The 20,987-nt window shown below is 70.8% G+C and carries 20 protein-coding genes and 1 pseudogene; 17 read left to right on the top strand and 4 right to left on the bottom strand.

Annotation, left to right across the window (positions count from 1 at the left end; translation table 11 throughout):
• Window positions 1–17: 17 nt before the first annotated feature.
• A complete protein-coding gene (locus GAS53_RS38000; protein WP_151482327.1) occupies window positions 18–395 on the bottom strand; it encodes an SseB family protein in 378 nt (125 codons plus the stop codon).
• 379 nt (window positions 396–774) lie between these two features.
• On the opposite strand from GAS53_RS38000, the gene GAS53_RS37995 reads away from it, so the two are divergent.
• From GAS53_RS37995 to GAS53_RS37985, 3 genes and pseudogenes are all read left to right on the top strand, one after another.
• Window positions 775–1,356 (top strand): TMEM165/GDT1 family protein, encoded by a 582-nt coding sequence (locus GAS53_RS37995; protein ID WP_151482326.1) that lies wholly within the window; start codon window positions 775–777, stop codon window positions 1,354–1,356.
• A gap of 113 nt (window positions 1,357–1,469) precedes the next feature.
• Window positions 1,470–1,688, top strand: a pseudogene (locus GAS53_RS37990) (VOC family protein); the annotation flags it as partial.
• Between the two features lie 75 nt (window positions 1,689–1,763).
• Window positions 1,764–2,165, top strand: a complete 402-nt coding sequence (locus tag GAS53_RS37985; RefSeq protein WP_151482325.1) for a MarR family winged helix-turn-helix transcriptional regulator — start codon at window positions 1,764–1,766, stop codon at window positions 2,163–2,165.
• A 1-nt stretch (window position 2,166) separates the two neighbouring features.
• Here GAS53_RS37985 and GAS53_RS37980 read toward each other — a convergent pair whose 3' ends face one another.
• Window positions 2,167–3,024 (bottom strand): LysR family transcriptional regulator, encoded by an 858-nt coding sequence (locus GAS53_RS37980; protein WP_151482324.1) that lies wholly within the window; start codon window positions 3,022–3,024, stop codon window positions 2,167–2,169.
• 485 nt (window positions 3,025–3,509) lie between these two features.
• On the opposite strand from GAS53_RS37980, the gene GAS53_RS37975 reads away from it, so the two are divergent.
• From GAS53_RS37975 to GAS53_RS37930, 10 genes are all read left to right on the top strand, one after another.
• Window positions 3,510–4,226, top strand: coding sequence for an alpha/beta hydrolase (locus tag GAS53_RS37975; protein WP_151482323.1), 717 nt, complete (start codon window positions 3,510–3,512; stop codon window positions 4,224–4,226).
• Entirely contained in the window at window positions 4,223–5,068 is an 846-nt protein-coding gene (locus GAS53_RS37970) for a sulfurtransferase (protein WP_151482322.1), read from the top strand. The genes GAS53_RS37975 and GAS53_RS37970 overlap by 4 nt, the downstream gene beginning before the upstream one ends.
• Window positions 5,069–5,090: 22 nt before the next feature.
• Window positions 5,091–5,972, top strand: a complete 882-nt coding sequence (locus tag GAS53_RS37965) for an ABC transporter permease (RefSeq protein ID WP_151482321.1) — start codon at window positions 5,091–5,093, stop codon at window positions 5,970–5,972.
• A 2-nt stretch (window positions 5,973–5,974) separates the two neighbouring features.
• On the top strand, window positions 5,975–6,757 hold the full coding sequence (locus GAS53_RS37960) for an ABC transporter ATP-binding protein (RefSeq protein ID WP_151482320.1): 783 nt from the start codon (window positions 5,975–5,977) through the stop codon (window positions 6,755–6,757).
• The gene (locus GAS53_RS37955; RefSeq protein WP_151482319.1) at window positions 6,754–7,734 is read left to right on the top strand and encodes an ABC transporter substrate-binding protein; all 981 of its coding nucleotides are present in this window, start codon (window positions 6,754–6,756) and stop codon (window positions 7,732–7,734) included. Before GAS53_RS37960 ends, GAS53_RS37955 begins: the two co-directional genes overlap by 4 nt.
• Window positions 7,735–7,779: 45 nt before the next feature.
• Window positions 7,780–8,880: an LLM class flavin-dependent oxidoreductase gene (locus GAS53_RS37950; protein WP_151482318.1), complete on the top strand. Its 1,101-nt coding sequence runs from the start codon at window positions 7,780–7,782 to the stop codon at window positions 8,878–8,880.
• A gap of 48 nt (window positions 8,881–8,928) precedes the next feature.
• Window positions 8,929–9,951, top strand: a complete 1,023-nt coding sequence (locus GAS53_RS37945) for an ABC transporter substrate-binding protein (RefSeq protein WP_151482317.1) — start codon at window positions 8,929–8,931, stop codon at window positions 9,949–9,951.
• A complete protein-coding gene (locus GAS53_RS37940; protein WP_225859348.1) occupies window positions 9,948–11,102 on the top strand; it encodes an acyl-CoA dehydrogenase family protein in 1,155 nt (384 codons plus the stop codon). The genes GAS53_RS37945 and GAS53_RS37940 overlap by 4 nt, the downstream gene beginning before the upstream one ends.
• Window positions 11,099–12,496: an FAD-binding oxidoreductase gene (locus tag GAS53_RS37935; protein ID WP_404829384.1), complete on the top strand. Its 1,398-nt coding sequence runs from the start codon at window positions 11,099–11,101 to the stop codon at window positions 12,494–12,496. The genes GAS53_RS37940 and GAS53_RS37935 overlap by 4 nt, the downstream gene beginning before the upstream one ends.
• Before the next feature lie 101 nt (window positions 12,497–12,597).
• Complete coding sequence (locus GAS53_RS37930; RefSeq protein WP_151482316.1) at window positions 12,598–13,584, top strand: AraC family transcriptional regulator; 987 nt, start codon at window positions 12,598–12,600, stop codon at window positions 13,582–13,584.
• Between the two features lie 262 nt (window positions 13,585–13,846).
• On the opposite strand, the gene GAS53_RS37925 is transcribed toward GAS53_RS37930, so the two are convergent.
• On the bottom strand, window positions 13,847–14,254 hold the full coding sequence (locus GAS53_RS37925) for an SseB family protein (protein ID WP_151482315.1): 408 nt from the start codon (window positions 14,252–14,254) through the stop codon (window positions 13,847–13,849).
• A gap of 117 nt (window positions 14,255–14,371) precedes the next feature.
• The gene (locus GAS53_RS37920; protein ID WP_151482314.1) at window positions 14,372–15,613 is read right to left on the bottom strand and encodes an acyl-CoA dehydrogenase family protein; all 1,242 of its coding nucleotides are present in this window, start codon (window positions 15,611–15,613) and stop codon (window positions 14,372–14,374) included.
• A gap of 307 nt (window positions 15,614–15,920) precedes the next feature.
• Between GAS53_RS37920 and GAS53_RS37915 the strand changes: the two genes are divergently transcribed.
• The 4 genes from GAS53_RS37915 to GAS53_RS37900 all read left to right on the top strand — a co-directional run bounded on the left by GAS53_RS37915 (window position 15,921) and on the right by GAS53_RS37900 (window position 20,976).
• Complete coding sequence (locus tag GAS53_RS37915) at window positions 15,921–17,348, top strand: family 2B encapsulin nanocompartment shell protein (RefSeq protein ID WP_151482313.1); 1,428 nt, start codon at window positions 15,921–15,923, stop codon at window positions 17,346–17,348.
• Window positions 17,349–17,353: 5 nt separating this feature from the next.
• Window positions 17,354–18,658, top strand: a complete 1,305-nt coding sequence (locus GAS53_RS37910) for a family 2 encapsulin nanocompartment cargo protein terpene cyclase (RefSeq protein WP_151482312.1) — start codon at window positions 17,354–17,356, stop codon at window positions 18,656–18,658.
• A 15-nt stretch (window positions 18,659–18,673) separates the two neighbouring features.
• Complete coding sequence (locus GAS53_RS37905) at window positions 18,674–19,537, top strand: geranyl diphosphate 2-C-methyltransferase (RefSeq protein ID WP_151482311.1); 864 nt, start codon at window positions 18,674–18,676, stop codon at window positions 19,535–19,537.
• Between the two features lie 173 nt (window positions 19,538–19,710).
• Complete coding sequence (locus tag GAS53_RS37900; protein ID WP_151482310.1) at window positions 19,711–20,976, top strand: alpha-L-fucosidase; 1,266 nt, start codon at window positions 19,711–19,713, stop codon at window positions 20,974–20,976.
• Window positions 20,977–20,987 lie beyond the last annotated feature (11 nt).

The following is a 20,987-nucleotide window of genomic DNA, read 5'->3' as shown; positions in this document are numbered from 1 at the left end:
GCCTTCTCGGCAGGCTTTCAGGGCCGGCCGAGAAGCACCCGCACGCCCTCCGCCGACAGCGTCAGGGTGTCCGGTGAACCGGGGTCGATGGTGAGCGAGCGGCCGCCCTCGGGCCAGTGGGCCGGAAGCATGCCCAGCGGGACGAGGTGGTAGCACTGGACGTCCGGCAGGAACCGCGCCATGCGTGCCTCCGAGGTGAAGACGAACACCGTGTGGTCGGTGACCGGGAGGGTGAGCTTCAGTGTCTCCGAGTCACCGGCCGGCACCAGCACCAGGCTGTCGGCCAGCAGCGTCCGTGCGTCTCTGTCCCGGCCGTCGTGGGCCAGGACGCCCAGGGCGCCCAGGATCACGGCTGACGTGTCTTCGGTGGTCTCTTCGTCGGGAGGGCTGGTCATGGGGTGCGTTTCGTTCGCGGCTCGTGCCTCGGGAGCGGGACACTACGGCGGGACTGCCGTCCACCCGCTCCGCGTGGTGCTCCCTTCGCGTACCCCTCCCCCGCACACCCATGCGAGGTCCGTACAGATGCCCTGTACACTGAGTGACTGCGAAGGGGAGTAGCTCTGCGAACCGGTCGTCGACACACTGGAGCCTTCGGGTTCCCGGTGGCCGGGCCCGCGTGATCACACGGGTGGGCGAGACCTTCGGCCAGGCATTGATGTGCCCGCAACTCCTGCGGTGCACCCGTCATGCCGGGCCGATCGGTTCTCCCGTCGCCCCAGCCGAGGGCGCTTCGCGAAGATCCGGGGGCCCGGCCCCTACAGAAAGCCACCCGGAATGCACCTCGACCCTCTGGCGATCCTCACCGCCTTCGGGCTGATCTTCCTCGCCGAACTTCCCGACAAGACGATGTTCGCGTCGCTGGCCATGGGCACCCGTATGCGGCCGCTGTACGTCTGGTTCGGTACGTCCACCGCGTTCGCCGTCCATGTCGCGATCGCCGTCGGCGCCGGAAGCCTCATCGGTCTGCTGCCCGACTGGACCGTCAAGACGGTCTCGGCCGCGCTCTTCGCGTTCGGCGCCTTCATGCTCCTGCGCGGCGGCGGGGACGACGAGGAGGACTCCGGCGGCCGGACCGTCTCAGGCTTCTGGCCCGTCTACACGACCGCGTTCATGGCGGTCTTCATCAGCGAGTGGGGTGATCTGACCCAGATCACGACCGCCAATCTCGCGGCCACCAACGGGGTCGCGTCCGTGGCCATCGGTTCCGCGGCCGCTCTCATGTCGGTCTCCGCGCTCGCGCTGCTGGCCGGGCGTTTCATCGCCAAGCGCGTGCCGCTGAAGACCGTTCAGCGGATCGGCGGGCTGTGCATGCTCGGGCTCGCCGTCTGGTCGGTCGTGGAGATCTTCACCGGCTGACGGTCCGCCCGCAGCGGCAGCTGGTCAGGATTGAAGAAGCGGGCTCCCGCCACCTGGTCATAGCGTGATTCCACCGGCGAGAACCGCCGGTGGAATCACTCGTACGGGCCGGCGGGCCCGAGGTGGGCCTCGACCCCAACGGCCACGCCAAAGCCCTGACGGGCCCCGTCCCCTACTGGCGCGTCGCCGACATCAAGGCGAGCCTGGCCGGTCTCGTCGGCGCGGGCGCCGAGGTGCTCCAGGACATCAGGGACGTCGGCGGCGGCAAGCTCATCGCGTCCGTGAAGGACGCGGACGGGAATCTCATCGGGCTCGTCCAGGCGCCGGCCTGACCAACGTGACGAACTACATGCAACTGCACTAGTTGCATGCTAAACAAAAGGTCTTTTCTCTGTTACCTTGCGGATATGGCAGCAGAGAAGACCGCCCTCCGGCTCGAGGACCAGTGGCGGGACATCCTGTCGGTGCACGCGCGCACCATGTGTGCGATCGACCGCGAGCTGCACCCGCACGGTCTGGGCGCCAGCGACTTCGAGGTGCTCGACATCCTCGCGTCGAGCACGCCCGCGGGCTCAAGCTCGGACGAGCAGTGCCGGGTGCAGGAGATCGCCGACCGGGTCCATCTGAGCCAGAGCGCCCTGTCCCGCCTCATCGGCCGCCTCGAGAAGGAGGGCCTGGTGGAGCGGAGCGTCTGCCAGGAGGACCGCCGCGGCGTCTGGGTGGCGCTCACCGAGAAGGGCCGCGACCTGCACACCGAGGTACGCCCTCTGCAGCGCGCGGTCCTGGCCCGCATGCTGACCGACGGCTGAGTCACCCCGCCGGGCGCAGCAGATCCCGTACGGCCTCGAACGCCGCGGCGACCGTCGCCGGGTCCGCGCCGGGCCGGGCCAGCGCGCTCATCGGAATCGGCGTGACCGACGGCAGCCCGTCGTACGGGGTCAGCCCATCCGGGGCGGGCCCCACCGCGGCGAGGAGAGCGACGCCCACGCCCGTGCGCGCCACGTCGAGGACCCCCGCGAGGTAGCCGGCGTCGCCGACCACCGTGGCCGCGACGCCCTGCGCGGCGAGGGTCGCGATGGCCCGGCGGCGGATCGCGCACGGGTCCTCGATGGCGACCAGCGGCACCGGTGCGGGCGCGGGCGGCGGTGCCCAGCCGGGGGTGGCGTGCCACGTCAGCGGGAGGCCGCCGACCGGAGTGCCCTCGGTGGCGGCCGCTTCCGTCACATACACCGCGACATCGACGCTGCCGCGCTCCACGGCCTCGACCAGGCGTGCCGAGCGGTCGATGCGAAAGCGCACCCGGCAGCCCGGCCGCACCTCTTGGACGGCCGCGGTCAGCCGGGGCAGGAACTGGTCGGCGGCGTGTTCGGTGGACCCGATGGTGACGGTGTCGCCCTCGGTGTCCAGCAGGACCCGTACGGCCTCGTCGTGGACGGCGAGAATGCGGCGCGCCTGCTCCACGAGCAGGCGGCCCGCCGGGGTGAACCGGGTGCCCCGGCCCGCACGTTCGACGACCGGATGCCCCAGCGTCTTCTCCAGCCTGCGCACATGCTGGCTCACCGCGGACTGGCTGAGGGCGAGGGAGTGGGCCGCGCGATGGAAACCGCCGCAGTCGGCTATCGCGGTCAGGCTGCGCAGGGCCACGATGTCGAGGACAGGTTGGGACATACGGCGACCGTAGCCCGCCCCGGGCATCGATCGCGATTGCTGATCGGTTTCGATGCGGAATCGTCGTTGGACGCCGTCCGCCGTGGCCGGTCATGATGAACGCATGGTTCCCACGACCGCTTCCGCTGCCCTTCTGACGCAGCGCCGAGTCATCGACTTCGGCGTGGCGTGCAGCGCGCGCTGTCGTTGATTCCCCGCCGTTCACCGGCGTTTCCGCTAGCGGTCTCGGGGAAGTGGGGTGCGTTCCCGCGTCGTCCGGTGCGGTGCATCGGCGTGCTGTGCATCGCCCTCGTACTGGACGTACTTGGGTGATGCGGCAGTGGGGCGAGGTGCCGTGCCGGGCGGCGCGGGGGCGTGCCTCACTTCCCCGAGACCGCTCAGGCCTCCGCTGATCACGTCTGAGCTGCTCCGACGCGTGCCGGCTGGCTGTCGCTCTCCTCCCCGCTCGTCCTTTCCCCTGCCCTGAACAAGGGAGCTGCTTCCTCATGCCCTCCTCGCTGTCCCGTTTGCTCTCGTGGGACGAACCCGAAGGCCTCGCCGCGCGCGGCACGCTGATCGTGCTGGCCGGCCGGGGCGAACACGGCGGCGTGTACGAGCGGTTCGGCCGCCGTCTCGCCTTCGACGCCTACCCCGTACGGGCCCTCGGTGATCCCACCGCCGATCCGTCCGTCCTCGACGAGGCGGCCAAACTCCTCGCCGACGAGTCCCTGCCCGGCCCGAAGGTGGTGGTCGGTTCGGACACGGGTGCCCGGTACGCCGTCCGACTCGCCGCCGAGCGGACCCCGGGGATCGACGCGCTGATCCTGGCCGGCCTCCCCACCGGGACCTGGGTGTCCGGGAGTTGGGAGGCCGAGGTCGAGGCGCGCACAGCTTGTCCCACCCATCAGGGCCGCCTCACGAACGACCCGGCGTTCCGGCGCGGGGCACTGGACGAGGCCCCCGAGCTGCCGGAACTGCGGCTGGATCTCGTACGGGTCCCCGTGCTGGCCCTGCACGGCGCGGCGGACCCGGTGAGTCCGCTCGACCGTGCCCTGATCGCTTACGCGGGACATCCCGGCGTACGGACCGTGACCTTCAACGGCGGCCGGCACGACGTGCTCAACGACGCGCTGCACCGCACCGCCGCCGCCACGGTCGTGCTCTTCCTCGAACGGCTGCGCCTCTCCCCCGAACTGCCCGCGATCGCGGAGGGCCTCGCATGAGCGCCCGGGTGACGACGACGGTCGAAGAACTGCGCGAGCTGCTCGCCTCGGGACGACCGCCCGTGCTGCTCGACGTGCGCTGGGCGCTGGGTGACCCACACGGCCGGGACCACTACACGGCCGCGCACATTCCGGGAGCGGTGTACGTCGACCTGGACCGTGAGCTCGCCGGTCCGCCGAGCCCGGCGGGCGGCCGTCACCCGCTGCCGGACCTCGCGGATCTGCAGGCGGCGGCGCGCGGTTGGGGCCTGTCCGACGGGCGGCCGGTCGTCGTGTACGACGACCTGGGGAACACGGCCGCGGCCCGCGCCTGGTGGCTGCTCCGGTGGGCCGGAGTGCCCGAAGTGACCATGCTCGACGGGGCGTTGGGCGCCTGGCGGTCGGCCGGGCTGCCACTGGACTCGGGTACGGAGACGCCGGAGCCGGGTGACGTCGTCCTCCAACCGGGCGGACTGCCGGTGACGGACGCGGACGGTGCGGCCCAACTGGCGGCCACCGGGCTCCTGTTGGACGCCCGCGCCGGAGAGCGCTATCGCGGTGAGCAGGAGCCGGTGGACCCTCGCTCGGGCCACATTCCGGGGGCGGTCTCCGCTCCGACCGGCGAGAACCTCGCAGGAGACGGGACGTTCCTGCCGCCCGAGGTGCTGCGCAAGCGGTTCGAGGACCGGGGTGCCGGTGCCGCGACCGGGATCGGCGTGTACTGCGGCTCCGGTGTCACCGCGGCCCACCAGATCGCCGTCCTCGCGATCGCCGGTTTCGACGCGGTGCTCTTCCCCGGCTCCTGGTCCGCCTGGTCCGCCGATCCCGCCCGCCCCGCCGCGACCGGCCCCCTGCCGTCCTGAGCCGTCCCGAGAGGAATCCCGCATGACCACGAAACAACTCGGTGCTCGCGCGCCGGTACTGGACAAGCCCGACCCGCCCGCCGCGCCCACGCCCGCCCGCATCACCATCCGCGGCACCGCGCATCTGCCCCGCCGCCTGTCCGTCCCCCGTTCCGTACGCCGGACCGTGGGACCGGTGGGTCTGGTCCTCCTGTGGTTCCTGGGCTCCACCACCGGCGTGCTCCCGGAATCGGTACTCGCCTCGCCCGTGGACGTCGTACGTCAGGCCGTCGAGCTGACGAAAACCGGCGAACTGCCCGATGCCATCGCCGCGTCCGGGCGCCGGGCGGCCACCGGCTTCCTCATCGGAGCGACGGTCGCGCTGTCGCTGTCCCTGCTCGCCGGTCTGTTCCGGCTCGGGGAGGACGTCATCGACTCCTCCATGGGCATGTTCCGGGCGATCCCCTGGGTCGGCCTGATCCCGCTGTTCATCGTCTGGTTCGGCATCGAGGAGACCCCGAAGATCGCGCTGGTGGCCCTCGGCGTGACCTACCCGCTGTACTTCAACATCTATGGAGGCATCCGCTCCGCCGACGCCCAGCTCGTCGAGGCGGCACGGATGATGGGGCTCGGCAGGCTCGGACTGATCCGGTACGTCATCCTGCCGAGCGCGCTGCCCGGGGCGCTCGTGGGACTCCGGTACGCCCTCTCCACCGCCTGGCTCGCCCTCGTCTTCGCCGAGCAGATCAACGCCGACGCCGGGCTCGGCCATCTGATGAGCAACGCCCAGCAGTACTTCCGTACGGACGTCATCGTGCTGTGCCTCGCCGTGTACGCGCTGCTCGGCCTCGCCTGCGACTTCGCCGTACGGGTCCTCTCGCGCCGGCTGCTGAGCTGGCGGGCCTCCTTCGAAGGCGAGGCGTGATCATGACGGTGAACACCGTGACCACGACCGTGACGACGGCGCCGAACAGTGTCGAGATCCGCGGGCTGTCCCGCGCCTTCGACGGGAACACCGTGCTGCACGATCTCGATCTCGACATCCGCGAGGGCGAGTTCGTGGCTCTGCTCGGCCACAGCGGCTGCGGCAAGTCGACCCTGCTGCGCGTCCTGGCCGGGCTCGACGACGAGATCGGCGGCGAGGTGACGGTGCCCGCCCGGCGCAGCGCCGCGTTCCAGTCGCCGCGGCTGCTGCCCTGGCTGAAGGTGTGGCGCAATGTCGTCCTGGGGCTGCCGGGGCGGCCCGACCGGGCGCTGGCCCGGCGGGCACTGGACGAGGTCGGCATCGCCGAGCGGGCCGACGTCTGGCCCAAGACGCTCTCCGGCGGCCAGGCCCAGCGCGTCTCGCTGGCCCGCGCCCTCGTCCGTGAGCCCGAACTCCTGCTCCTGGACGAGCCGTTCGGTGCCCTCGATGCACTGACCCGCGGCAGGGTGCAGCAACTCGTCGCCGAGCTGTGGGAGCGGCACGGCTGCGCGATCCTCCTGGTCACGCATGACGTGGAGGAGGCGCTGCTGCTCGCCGACCGGGTCCTGGTGATGGACGAGGGGCGCATCGCCCACGAGGTCGCCGTCGAGCTGCCCCGCCCCCGCGATCTGACCGCACCCGAGTTCGTGACCCTGCGCGCCCGCCTGCTCGGCTGGCTCGGCGTCACCCACACCGGCATCTCCGATGCCCCCGGCCCCCGTACCCCTGAAGGGAATTCCTCGTGAAGCGCACCACGTTCCGCGTCCTCGCCGCCGCCCTCGGCCTGAGCGCGCTGCTGACGGTGACCAGCTGCGGAGGGGACTCCGCCGCGGATACGGCAGGCGGCTCCTCGGACGTCACGCTGACCATCGGCGACCAGGCCAAGACCCTGCAGACGATATTCGCCGGGTCCGGTGCCCTCAAGGGCGCCGACTACAAGGTGAAGTGGGCGGAGTTCGAGGGCGCGGCCCCGCTCTTCCAGGCCGTACAGGCGGGCGCCGCCGACACCACGTACTCCGCGGACCTGCCCGCGCTCCAGGCGCTCAGCGGCGGAGTCAGGTTCAAGAACGTCGCCGCGCTGAAGAACGACGGCCGGCACACCGGGATCGTCGTCCGCAAGGACTCGGACGTGAAGAGCGTCAAGGACCTCAAGGGCAAGAAGGTGGTGGTGTCCTCCGCGAAGGGCAGCATCGCCGAGTACCTGCTCGCCAACGTGCTGCGGCAGAACGGCCTGGAGTACTCCGACGTGAAGGTCCAGTACCTGCTGCCGACCGACGCACAGGCCGCCTTCTCCTCCGGGAAGGTCGAGATCTGGGCGACCTTCGGGGTCTACCAGGCGGTGGGCCTCCAGCAGGGCGGCAGGCTGCTCGTCGACGGCGCCGACGGGCGGATCAGCGGCTACGGGTTCATCGGGGCGTCCGAGAAGACCCTCGCGGACACGGCGAAGAAGGCGGCGCTCGGCGACTTCCTGAAGCGGCTCGGTACGGCCCTGAAGTGGACCGGCACCCACCAGGACGCGTACGCCGACACCATCGTGCGGCGCAACGGCGCCGACCCCGCCATCGCGAAGACCCTCGCCTCGGCCGCGTACAGCGAGGTGCTGCCGGTCACGCCCGAGGTGAACGGGACCGTCCAGGACGTGGCCGACCTGATGCACGGCATCGGTGTCCTCGACCCGAACGTCGACGTGGCGAAGTCCGCCGACGCGTCCGTCCTCAAATAGCCGTCACCGCACCCTCAACCGGCTGACCTAGCAAGGGAGTTCACCATGCCTGTCGAGTTCATCAGCGCCGTGCACACCGACTCGGGGGCGTCGGGGCCGGCCGCGGCGAGCCGCACCGGATTCGATCCCGACCACCTGCGCAAGTACGCCCGCGCTCTCGACGACGGCGGTTTCGACCACACCCTCGTCGCCTATCACTCGGCGTCGCCGGACGCCTTTCAGGTGGCCCAGTTCGTCGCCACGCACACCGAACGCGTCCGCCCGATCCTCGCGCACCGGCCGGGCGTCGTCTTCCCCACGCACGCGGCCCGCGCCCTCGCCACGCTCGACCGGATCAGCGACGGCCGGCTGACGCTGCACATCATCTCCGGCGGCAGCGACGAGGAGCAGCACCGTGAGGGCGACTACCTCGACAAGAGGGAGCGGTACGAGCGGTCCGACGAGTACATCCAGATCCTGCGAAAGGTGTGGCAGGCGGACGGGCCCGTGTCCCACGAGGGCAAGTACTTCAGGTTCGAGGGCTACTACTCGGACGTGAAGCCGGTGAACGGCCTGGTCCCGGTGTCCGTGGGCGGGTCGTCGCAGGACGCGTACCGGGTGGGCGGGCAGCAGGGCGACATCTTCGGGCTGTGGGGCGAGCCGCTGAAGGAGACGGCCGAGCAGATCGCCGCCGTCAACGCTGTCGCGGACGCCGCCGGGCGGCCCCGTCCCCGTATCTGGGTGTCGTTCCGCCCGATCATCGCGCCCACCGACGAACTCGCCTGGGAGAAGGCTCACCGCACGCTCGGCGTGCTGAAGAACCAGGCGGCCGACACCGAGCTGCTGCGCCACTACCGCACCACCGGGCGCCCCGCCAACGTCGGCTCACAGCGGCTGCTCGACATCGCCGAGCGGGGCGAGGTGCACGACCGCTGCCTGTGGACGGCCCCGGCGGTCGCCACCAACGCGGCAGGCGCCTCGACCGCGCTGGTCGGCTCCCCCGAGACGGTCGCCAAGGCACTGCTCGACTACGTGGACATCAGCTGCGACCTGCTGTCGATCCGCGGCTACGACCCGCTCAACGACGCCATCGACTACGCCCGTTACGTCCTGCCGCTGGTCCGGCAGGAACTCGCCCACCGCGCCGCCGCCGACCGGGCCGCCTGACCCCTCCGTTCCGTCCCCTGGCTGATTGATTCCTCTCATGGAGACTCCGTGTTCCGTCGCACGTTCCGTCGCACCCTGCTCACGTCCACCGCCGCGCTCACCCTGCTGCTGCCCTTCGCCACGGCCTGCGGGGGCGACGCGGAGGCCGGATCCTCGTCCTCGTCCGACCTCTCCTCGGTGACGCTGGCCGTCGGCGCCACCGGATGGAAGAACGAGGAGGCCGTGCTCCAGTTCGCCCACCTCGACGACACCCCGTACAAGGTCAAGTGGAGCCTGTTCCAGAGCGGTGACCAGCAGCTCCAGGCCATCAGAGCCGGAGCGCTCGACCTGGCCTCCTCCAGCGAGATCCCCCCGCTCTTCGCCGCGGCCGACGGCAGCCCCAACTTCAAGGTCGTCGCCGTGCAGCGCGGCACGACCCTCAACCAGGAGGTCGTCGTCCGCAAGGGCTCGAAGGTGACGGACATCGCGGGCCTGAAGGGCAAGAAGGTCGGCTACGTCCAGAACACCACCGCCCACTACTTCCTGTACGAGCTGCTGAAGCAGGCAGGGCTGAAGTGGACGGACATCGACGCCAAGCCACTTCTGCCGGGCGACGGGCTCGCGGCCCTGAACGGTGGCGGCATCGACGCCTTCGCCTCCTACGGCACGTCGGTCGTCACCGCCCACCAGCAGGGCGCCGTCGCGGTCGGCTCGGGCAAGGACATCCTGTCCGGCAACTTCCTCTGGTCGGCCCGCGACAGCGTGCTCAAGAGCCCCGCCCAGCGGGCCGCCGCGGCCGATCTGATCGCCCGGATCACCAAGGCGTACGCGTACATCCGGGACGGCCGCGAGCACGAGTTCGCCGAGGTCGTCGCCAAGGCCACCCACCAGCCCGTGGCGCAGGCCGAGAAGGACTTCCGCGACGCGCAGGCGCAGCGCCCGACGCAGGCCAGGACCGTCGGCGCCGACACCATCGCCTCGCAGCAGAACGTCGCCGACGTCTTCACGGAACTGGGCGCCCTGAAGGGGAAGCTGGACGTGAAGTCCTTCTGGAGCCGCGCACTCGACACCGACCTGGAGAAAGCCCTGTGACCTCGGACGAGAACGCAGACGTGACCTCGGGCATGAACTCGGACGTGACCGCGCGCCTCGCCGAACTGGCCGTGCCCTACGACCAGTCGGGCGCCTTTCCCGCCGAGTCGATCCAGGTGGTGCACGAGGCGGGGCTGCTCACCGCGACCGTCGCAGAGCGGTACGGCGGCCGGGGCGCCCGTGTCGAGCAGACCGCGCGGATCCTGCACACGCTCGGCCGGGGCGATCCGTCCGTGGCCCTGATCGCGGCCATGACACTCAACACCCACGCCCGCGAGGCGGTACAACCGCTGTGGCCCGAGGAGCTGTACGCCCGAGTGCTCAAGGAGTCCCGCGAGCGGCCCGTACTCATCAACCACGCGCGCGTGGAGCCCGATCTGGGCTCCCCCGCGCGGGGCGGACTGCCCGCCACGGTCGCGCGGCGCGCCCCGGGCGGCTGGTCGATCAGCGGGGACAAACGGTTCGTGACGGGGGCGGAGGGCCTGGACTGGTTCCTGGTGTGGTCGACCACCGACGAGCCACACGCGCGCGTGGGCACGTTTCTGGTCCCCGGCGGCACGTCCGGCGTCGAGATCACCGACCGGTGGGACCAGCTGGGGCTGCGGGCCAGCGGCAGCCACGACGTGGCGTTCCGTGACGTGGAGATCCCCTACGAGCATGTCAGCGGACTCGGTCCGCACGGTCCCGCGAGCGAGCAGGACAACCGGGCGGGCGCGGCCCTCCATCTCCCGCTCGCCGCGCTCTACTTGGGGGTCGCACGCGCGGCGCAGGGCTTCTTCCACACCTTCGCGCACCAGCGTGTGCCCGCCAATCTCGGACACCCGGTGGCCCGTACGGAACGGTTCCGGCGGACGGCCGGGGAGATCGAGTTGCTCCTTGCCGCCGCTGAGCAGCTGATCTTCGACGGGGCGGAGCGGGTCGACGCCGACGACTCCTCGTACACGCCGGAGCAGGCTCTCGGCGCGCGGGTGCTGGCCGACCGGCACGCCGTACAGGCCGTGGAGCTGGCCGTGCGGCTGCTCGGCAATCCGGGGCTGGCCCGCGGCAACCCTCTGGAGCGGCACTTCCGCGACATCCAGTGCGCGCCCGTGCACGCGCCCCAGGAGGACGTCTCCCTGCTCGCCATCGGAACGAAAGCACTCGGCCTGTGACCGCACCTGTGACCGTCCCCCCGTCCGCTCCTGAGCCCGCGAAGGCCGCCGAGCTGCTCGGGCTGCTGGCCCGCGACCTCTCCCCCGACCGGCTGGCCACCGATCCGCGCTCGCTGGCCGCGCACGCCACCGACCGCTCCGGAGCCCGCTCCGACGGCAGTCCCCTCGCGGTCGTCCACGCCCGGCGCACCGAGGACGTGACCGTCACCCTCCGGCACGCGCATGCCCTGCGGGTGCCGGTCGTGCCGCGTGGCGCGGGCACCGGTCTGTCGGGCGGCGCGACGGCGGGCGAGGGCGTTCTCGTCCTCGACCTGTCCGGGATGAACCGCGTACTAGAACTGTCACCGGACGACCAGCTCGCGGTCGTCGAACCGGGCGTGATCACCGCAGATCTGGACCGGGCGGCCGGTGCGCACGGTCTGCGGTACGCGCCCGACCCGGCGAGCGCCGCCCTGTCCACGATCGGCGGGAACATCGCGACCAACGCGGGCGGCCTGCGCTGTGCCAAGTACGGCGTGACGCGCGACAGCGTGCTCGGCCTGGAGGCGGTCCTGGCCGACGGCACGGTGATCAGGACCGGCCGCCGGACGGTGAAGGGTGTCACCGGCTACGACCTGACCGCCCTGCTCACCGGCTCCGAGGGCACCCTCGCGGTGATCACCTCGGCGACGCTGCGGCTCCGGCCCGTCCCCGTGGCGACAGCCACGCTCGCCGCGTACTTCCCGTCCTTCGAGGCGGCCGCCGAGGCGTCGTACGCGATCGGCCGGGCGGGGGTCGAACCGGCACTCGCGGAGCTGGTGGACGGGCCGGTGCTGCACGCCATCGACCCCCAACTGCGCCGGCGTGGCGCGGCGTTGCTCGTCGTACAGTGCGACGGCGCGGGCGCGGCCGCCGAGGCGGAGGCGATCGCACGGCTGCTCGCCCCGTCGGCGACGACGGTCGAGACGACCGACGATCCCGCCGAGGCCGAATCGTTGCTGGCCGCCCGCCGCCTGGCCCTGCCCGCCCTCGAACGGCTGGGCCGTCCACTGATCGAGGACATCGCGGTGCCCCGCTCGCGGCTGGCGGAGGCGGCCCGCGAGATCCGCGCCATCTCCGTCCGCCATGACGTACCGGTCTTCACCATCGCGCACGCGGCCGACGGGAATCTCCATCCCATCATCGTCGTGGACCCGGCCCTGGACCGGCTTCCGGACGCCGCCTGGGAGGCGGCGGGCGAGATCTTCGCACTGGCGCTGCGCCTGGGCGGCACGCTCACAGGTGAGCACGGGGTCGGACTGCTGAAGCGGCAGTGGGTCGCGGACGAACTGGGGCCCGCGGCACACGCGTTGCAGCGGAGGCTGAAGGAGACGTTCGATCCGCGGGGAATTCTCAATCCCGGAAAGTGCCTGTGAACAGGGGCTGACCGGGCGGGGCCGTCGCGGCGGCGCCGGTGCCATCATGATCGGGGAGCGCAGCGCGCGGGGCGGCGCAATCCGTTTCAGGGGGCATCACGGTGGCTGGGGAAGAGGCTGGGGCAGCCGAGTTCAGCAGGTACGTCACATGTTCCGTCGACGAGACTCTCGAAGCCATCGCGGAGCACTACTACGACGTTCGCCTCGACATCACGGGCAGCGCCCAGGACTTCGTCACAAGCCTCAGTGTGGTCGAACCCGGCCATCTGACCGTCGGCGACGTCAGCTTCGGCACGGAGGTGGCGATGGACTTCGCCCAGCCGGGCGCGTATCACGTCACCGTGCCGCTCACCGGCCGCTTCAGCATCCGGCAGGGGCGCGAGGCGACGACGTACGCCACCCCCGAGCGCGCCCTGTTCCTTCAGCCGGAGCACGGGATCCACGTGGACGACTGGTCGGACGACTGCCACGCCCTCACCGTGAAGATCGACATGGCGGCCGTGCACGAGCGACTGGAGACGCTGCTCGGGAGGCCGCTGCGGCGTCTGCCGCGGTTCGATCCCTGTATCGACATCTCCCAGGGGCCCGGGCGCAGTTGGGCGAATCTCGCGTTGTGGAGCCTGCTCGAGAAGGACGTCTCGCGCGGTCTCCTGCATCAGCCCCTCATCCGTGCGCGGCTCGAACAGACCCTGTTGGAAGGCGTGTTGCTCGCCGCCGGCCACTCCTACCGCGAGGCGCTGGAGTCGCCCGCGCCCGCGCTGCGGCTGGCGACGGTCAAGCGGGTCATGGACGTCATCCAGGAGCGGCCCGCCGAGCCCTATGACGCGGCGCGGCTGGCCGCCATCGCCCAGGTCGGTGTGCGGGCCCTCCAGGACGCGTTCCGCAAGCACGTCGGGATGTCGCCCACGGCGTACGTCACCGAGGTGCGGCTGCAGCGGGTGCGGGGGCAGTTGCTCGCCGCGGATCCCGCCTCGACCACGGTCACGGACGTGGCGTACCGGTGGGGGTTCGCCCACCTCGGGCGCTTCGCGCAGCGCTACCGGGCCCGGTTCGGCGAGTCGCCCTCGCAGACGCTGCGGTCCGGTTGACGCTGGCCACCGCGTATTCCGGTTGACGCTGGCCACCGCGTATTCCGGACAGTGGCCGCGCATTGCGGAGCGCATACGGCGCGCCGTCGTCCTACCGTTGATCACGGCGCCCGTGCGCCGGGGATGAGCGGTGTCGGCGCCGTTCATCCCTTCACGATGTGGAGCAGGGCGCGGGAGCGCGAGGCCGCCCACGCCCCAAGGCCCGGCCGCTCCCCTCCGGCATCGCGGCCGGGCCCGGACTCGCCGGCACAACGCGCCGGTCTCAGCCCGAGGGCCGCGCCAGCAGGGTGCGTACCCCCTGGGAGTCGAGCGTCAGTCCGTGCGGCGAGCTGGCGTCGATGCTCAGGGAGATATCGCTGCTGGGCCACTGGGCGGCGAGCGTCCCCAGGGGCACCAGGCGGTAGCGCGACACATACGGCAGCAGTTCGGCCATCCGCAGCTCCGACGTGAACACCGGCACCAGCGGCTCCTCACCCGGCCGTTCGAGGACGGGCAGCGCCACGACGGTGGGATCGCCGGCCGTCTCGTCGTCGGCGTCGTCCGGCACCGGGACCAGCACGTCGGTGCCGGCCAGGGTGTCGAGCGCGTCGACGTCCTCGGTGTTCTCGGCCAGCGCGGTCAGGGCCAGCTCGGCCTCCGGCATGGCGTTGTCGTTCGAGGGAATCTCCATGGCACATCCCGACGTAGTGGCGAAAACAGGCCGCCCGGGACGGGTTCCGACCCGGGCGCGGTTGCTCGCGTACCCGCCGAGAGGTGTGCCATGCCTGCCCCACGCATCACGGAACGCTCACGGAATGAGGGGGATGTCGTGCGAGGGCAGTCCGAGCCGGTCACAGCCGACACGCCGGGCGAGCGGCTCGGCCATGCTCGGCCCGATGTGCGACCAGTAGGTGGCGGCGTCCCGGAAGTAGCGCTGCATCCGTTCCCCGTCGCGGGCGTAGCGGGAGCCCGCCGTGCGGAAGAGGATGCCCTGCATGGCGTCCCAGGCCATGCGGCCGGCGTTGAGGAAGACGATCGCGAGGCGGTTGTCGTCGGCGATGGTGAAGTGCGCCTCGCCCGAGACATTGCGGCGGCAGGTCTCCATGTAGTCCTCGGCGTTGTGCCGAAGGGCCGCCTCCGCGGTGTGGATCGCGCCCAGCGCCTCGCCCAAGTGACGCTGGTAGTCGTGGAGTTCGGCTCGGGTGCGGTCGGGTTCCAGGGTCAGCGGCCGCTCGACGACGATCCGGGCGTACTCATCGGCGGCCGCGTACGCGGTGCCGACCATGATGGCGGCCAGCTCTCCGTGGAAGAAGCTGGGCGCGCGCCCCGCGTACAGGGGGTTGCCGTGCAGCTTCGAACCGGGCGTGCCGCCCTCCACCGGCAGGTCGAGCAGGCTCACCTCGCGGGTGAGGTACTCGGGGATACGGGCCTGTTCCATACGGATGCTGTTGGACCCGCTGCCGCGCAGGCCGAGGACGCCGTGCCAGTCGTCGAGCAGCGTCCACACGGCACGCGGCGCGACGAACAGCACCGGCGGCCCGGGCGGGTCGCCCGGCTTCTCGGGCGCGCGCAGGGTCTGGCCGACATAGTGCGTGGAGTACGGCGAGCCGGAGGAGTACGGCCAGATGCCGTCGAGGACGACATGCCCGTCGCCGTCCGGCTGGGCCACGCCGACGGGCGCGACCGTGGACGCGGCGCGGAAGTCGCCGTCGTCGCCGAAGATCTCGTCCTGCGCCCGCTCCTCGAACTGCGCGGCGACTTGGAGGACATGGGCGGCCGTCAGGGACAACGCCCAGCCGGTGGAGGGGCAGCCGCGGGCGATCTCGGTGACCACGCGGTAGAAGGTCGGCAGGCCGAACTCGTATCCGCCGTAGCGGCGTGGCTGCAGGATCCGGTAGAAGCCGGCGCGCAGAAGATCGTCATGCGTGTCTTTCGGATAGCGCGTCAACCGCTCGGTCTCCGGTTGACGTTCGAGCAGCGCGGGCCGCAGAGCGACGGCCCGGTCGATCAGTGCGCGTTCGGTCAGTCCGGGTTCGGGAGCGGCGATCACGGTGCCTCCTGACGTGTGGGGCCGTCCATACGTGACGCGATACCCGTGATTGAACACGCGACCGGTGCCTCCTGTACCCACCGGATACCGCCAACTAGGTCGACCCGAGGGTGATCCGGAAGCGCGGAAGAGGCGCTCCGTCTCGGAACATGCTGCCGCGCGCCCTCACTATGAGTAACCAACGGTGAGCGATATGCACTAGATCTATCTACGGAGCGTGACGACATCCGGATGCGTCACGCCGTCAGCCATGCGACGGGTCGAGCGACACGTCGTGTGACGAGTCATGCGAAAGAAAGAGGAGACGATGTCGGTCCAGACGAGTACGGCCCCGGCCACGAGCGCCGATGAGCAGGAGCGGGAGCAGCAGAGCCTCGGCACCGCCGCCGCGCGGAACCTCGCGACGACCACCAAGTCCGAACCCCAGATGCAGGGCATCAGTTCACGCTGGCTGACCCGCATGCTGCCGTGGGTGAACGTGCCGGGTGCCACCTACCGGGTCAACCGGCGGCTCTCGTACGCGGTCGGCGACGGCCGTGTGTCGTTCGTGAAGACCGGCGCTAAGGTCAAGGTCGTCCCGGCCGAGCTCGGCGAACTGCCGCTGCTGCAGGGCTTCGCGGACGGTGACGCGCTGGGTGCGCTGGCCGAGAAGTTCGTGCAGAAGGAGTTCGAGCCGGGCCAGGTCATCGTCCAGGAGGGCCGCAAGGCCGACCACGTCTTTCTGATCGCGCACGGCAAGGTCGAGAAGCTCGGCGAGGGCAAGTACGGCGACGAGGTGGTCACGGGCCTGATGGCCGACGGGGACACCTTCGGCGGGCAGGTGCTGGCGGGAGCCAGTGGCAAGTGGGAGTTCACGGCCCGTGCGGCGACGGCCACCACGGTGCTCGCGCTGCCGCACTCGGCGTACAAGACGGTGGCCGACCGGCACGACAAGCTGCGCATGCACGTGCACGCGCTCAGCTCGAACGGGCACATGCCGCGCAACAAGTCCGGCGAGGCCGACATCGCGATGAGCTCGGGCCACGAAGGTGAGGCCGCGCTGCCTGGCGCCTTCGCGGACTACGAACTGTCGCCGCGCGAGTACGAGTTGAGCGTGGCGCAGACCGTGCTGCGGGTGCACAGCCGGGTCGCCGACCTCTACAACGAGCCGATGAACCAGACGCAGCAGCAGCTGCGCCTGACCATCGAGGCCCTGCGGGAGCGGCAGGAGTACGAGCTGGTCAACAACCGCGACTTCGGCATGCTGCACAACGCCGACTACGACCAGCGGATCTCCACCTTCTCCGGCCCGCCCACCCCCGACGACCTGGACGAGCTGCTGAGCATGCGGCGCGGCACCCGCTGTATGTTCGCCCACCCGCGGGCCATCGCCGCCTTCGGCCGGGAGTGCAACAAGCGCGGCATCTACTTCAGCGGCGTGGAGCTGAACGGCCATCAGCTGCCGGCCTGGCGGGGTGTTCCGCTGCTGCCGTGCGGCAAGATCCCCGTCAGCAAGGCGGGCTCCTCGTCGATCATCGCGATGCGTACGGGCGAGAGCGACCAGGGCGTGATCGGCCTGTACCAGACGGGGATCCCGGACGAGGTCGAGCCGGGTCTGAACGTGCGGTTCATGGGCATCGACGAGAAGGCGATCATCTCCTACCTGGTCAGCACCTACTACTCGGCGGCCGTGCTGGTGCCGGACGCGCTGGGCATCCTGGAGAACGTCGAGGTCGCCCGCACGAACGGGGGCTGACCGCGGTGTCGTTGATCTCGCGGGCCTTCGCGCCCGCGGCCGCCCATGACGTGGCGGGGATGGCGGTCGGGCTGCTCCAGGATCCGAGGCGCCCCGGAAAGCGGGACATCCTCGCACGGGTCAGGCCCGACGCCGGAGGCACACCACCGCGGCTCCCCAACGGGCCGACGGGACTTGGCACTTCGGCCGTACGGATCCCCGTGCCCGCCCGGCCGACGCCACCCACCGTGCCGACGATCCCGGCAGCCTCGGCCCCACTCCCTCCACTCCCCCGGCTCCCCTCGGGCCCGACCGGCCTCGGCACCTCCGCGAACCGTCCGCTCCGGACACCGTCCGAACCGTCGAAGCCCAGCGCGGCACAGGACGGACCGGTGATCTACTGCCCGCCCGCCGTCCGCGACGACCCCGCGCTCGGCGCGGAGGTCAACGAACGGCTCGTGGAGTGGGCGGAGGAGTGCGGGATCTATCCAGGACAGCTCGACCGGGTCCGGTCCTGCGACTTCGGGCGGCTGATCATGCTCGCGCATCCGGACTCGGACGACCCCGACGTGCTGCTCGCGGCGGCGAAGTGCGCGCTGTCCGAGTGGTCGGTCGACGACCACTACGTCGACGGAGAGGTGGAGGAGGCCCGGCACGACCTGCTGGGCCAGCGCCTGGCGATCGCCCACTCGGTGATCGACCAGGCCCATCTCCCGCTGCGCTACGCACCGGAGTTGGAGGAGGTCGTGCGGAAGGACCCCGTCGCGGTCGCCCTCCGCTCCGGTCTGGACAACCTGGGCAAGTACGCCACGACCACCCAGGTCCGCCGCCTCCGGCACGAGTTGGCGATCATGTTCGTCGCGTACGGCCAGGAGGCGGTCTGGCACACGACCGGGCAGACCCCGCCTGTCTGGGAGTTCCTGATGCACCGGCACGAGAACAGCTTCGTGCCCTGCATCGTGCTGACGGACGTGGTCGGGGGCTACGAGCTGCCGGCCGACGAGTTCGCCGACGTACGGGTGCGCCGCGCGCTCACCATGGCGGGCACGGCCAGCGTCATCGTCAACGACCTGTACTCGATGGGCAAGGAGGACCCCACGGACCTCAGCCTGCCCCGGGTGATCGCAGCCGAGGAGAACTGCTCGCTGGAGGAAGCCGTCGAGCGTTCCGTCCTCGTCCATGACGAGCTGATGCACACCTACGAAACCGAGGCCGCCGCCCTCGCAGCCACCGGATCACCGCAGCTGGGCCGCTTCCTGGCCGGGGTGTGGAACTGGGTGGGCGGCAGCCGCGAATGGCACGCGAGCAGTGCCCGCTACCACCAGAACTGATCAAGGAGTACGACCATGACCACCTCCGCAACCGATCCCGCCACCGCAGTCCTCCGCACCAGTTACCAGAAGTCCGTGGCCGACTACTGGAACGCCGAGAAGGACCCGGTCAACATCCGGCTCGGCGAGGTCGACGGCCTCTACCACCACCACTACGGCCTCGGCGACTACGACCCGTCGGTCCTTGAGGGCCCAGCCGAGAACCGCGACCAGCGGATCATCGAGGAACTGCACCGTCTGGAGACCGCCCAGGCCGAGGTGCTTCTCGACCACTTGGGCGCGATCGGCCGCGGCGACCGCCTGATGGACGCAGGTTCCGGCCGCGGCGGCACCAGCTTCATGGCCAACCAGCGCTTCGGCTGCTCAGTCGACGGTGTCTCGATCTCCGAGGAGCAGGTGGCCTTCGCCAACCGGCAGGCGGAGGAGCGGGGCGTGACCGACCGGGTCCGCTTCCACTTCAGGAACATGCTGGACACGGGCTTCGAGACCGGCTCGCGGCGCGGCATCTGGACCAACGAGACGACGATGTACGTCGATCTCTTCGAGCTGTACGGGGAGTTCGCCCGGCTGCTCGGGTACGGCGGCCGGTACGTGTGCATCACCGGCTGCTCCAACGACGTCACGGGCCTGCGTTCCAAGGCCGTCAGCCGTATCGACGAGCACTACACGTGCAACATCCACCCAAGGAGCGAGTACTTCAAGGCGATGGCCGCCAGTGGTCTCGTACCCATCAACGTGGTGGACCTGACCGCGCAGACCATCCCGTACTGGGAGCTGCGGGCCAAGTCCTCGGTCGCGACCGGGATCGAGGAGCCGTTCCTGACCGCGTACAAAGAGGGCAGCTTCCACTACCTGCTGATCGCCGCGGACCGCATCTGAACACCTGAACACGTAGGTGGTCCCCGACCCTTTCGAGGGTGGGGGACCAATGCGTGCCGATCGCCTTCGGCAGACCGATACGGGGCCGCCCTGACGTTGGCAGGGTGAAAACCGACCAGTAGTGGTGACCGGCGCCCACGCGTCGGACGGGGGCGCGCGCCTAGCGTGGGCGTATGCCGATGCAACCCTGGTTTCCCGACGCCAAGCTGGGCGTCTTCATCCACTACGGCATCTACGCCGTGGGCGGCGCCGCCGAGTCCTGGTCCTTCTACACGGGCGAGATGACGCACGAGCAGTACATGAAACAGCTCGACGGCTTCACCGCGTCGCGCTACGACCCGGACGCCTGGGCCGAGTTGTTCGCCCGGGTCGGCGCGCGGTACGCGGTGCTCACCGCCCGGCACCACGACGGCGTCGCTCTCTGGGACACCGATCACCGCAATCTCGACGTCGTCCGGGACACGCCCGCCGGCCGCGACCTCGTCACCGGATTCGTCGACGCCCTGCGCGCACGGGACCTCAAGGTCGGCCTCTACTACTCGCACTCCGACTGGAACCACCCGGACTACGCGAGCGAACGGCACCCCGGGCCGCACATCGTGCCTCCCAACGGCTACTCGCACGCCGAGCCGGGCAAGGAGGACCCTGAGGCCTGGGCACGCTATCTCGCGTACCGCGACGGCCAGGTCAGCGAGCTCGTCGAGCGCTTCCACCCCGACATCCTCTGGTTCGACGGGGAGTGGGAGCGCGCCGAGGAGCAGTGGCGGATGCGCGAGCTCGCCGAACTGATCCTCGCGGGCAACCCGGACACCATCCTCAACGGCCGCATGCTGAGCTACGGCGACTACGCCACGCCGGAGCAGGGAGCGCCGCTCCAGGCCCCGGACGGTCCGTGGGAACTGTGTCTCACGATCAACGACTCGTGGAGTTACCGGCCGCAGGACCGCGACTTCAAGTCGGTGCGCCAGCTGGTGCGGTACTTCACCGAGACCATCGGCATGGGCGGCAATCTGCTGCTCGGCGCCGGCCCCCGCGAGGACGGGACCATCCCCGAGGAGCAGATCGAACGCCTGGAGGGCCTCGGCGCATGGATCGCACGGCACTCCGACGCCGTGTACGGCACGGTCGCCGGCCTGCCCGCCGGGCACCACTACGGCCCCAGCACCCTGTCCGCCGACCGGCGCACGCTCTACCTGGTGTGCTTCGACACCCCGCGCGACTCCGTCTCGATCCGCGGCCTGCGCAACCCCGTCCGGCGCGCCACCGTCCTGGGCACGGGCACCGAACTGGGCCACCACGTCACCGGCGGCCTCGACGCGGTCCCCGGCGTCACCTGGATCGACGCGCCCGCCGCGGCCGACCTGGACGATCAGGCGACGGTGCTCGCCGTCGAGCTCGAAGGGGAGCTCGACCTCTATACGGGCGCGGGACGTCTCTGACCGCCGATGAG

It is taken from the genome of Streptomyces albicerus (assembly GCF_008905045.1).
In the GTDB taxonomy this organism is placed as follows: domain Bacteria; phylum Actinomycetota; class Actinomycetes; order Streptomycetales; family Streptomycetaceae; genus Streptomyces; species Streptomyces albicerus.
This window is presented reverse-complemented; position numbering and strand designations above follow the sequence as displayed.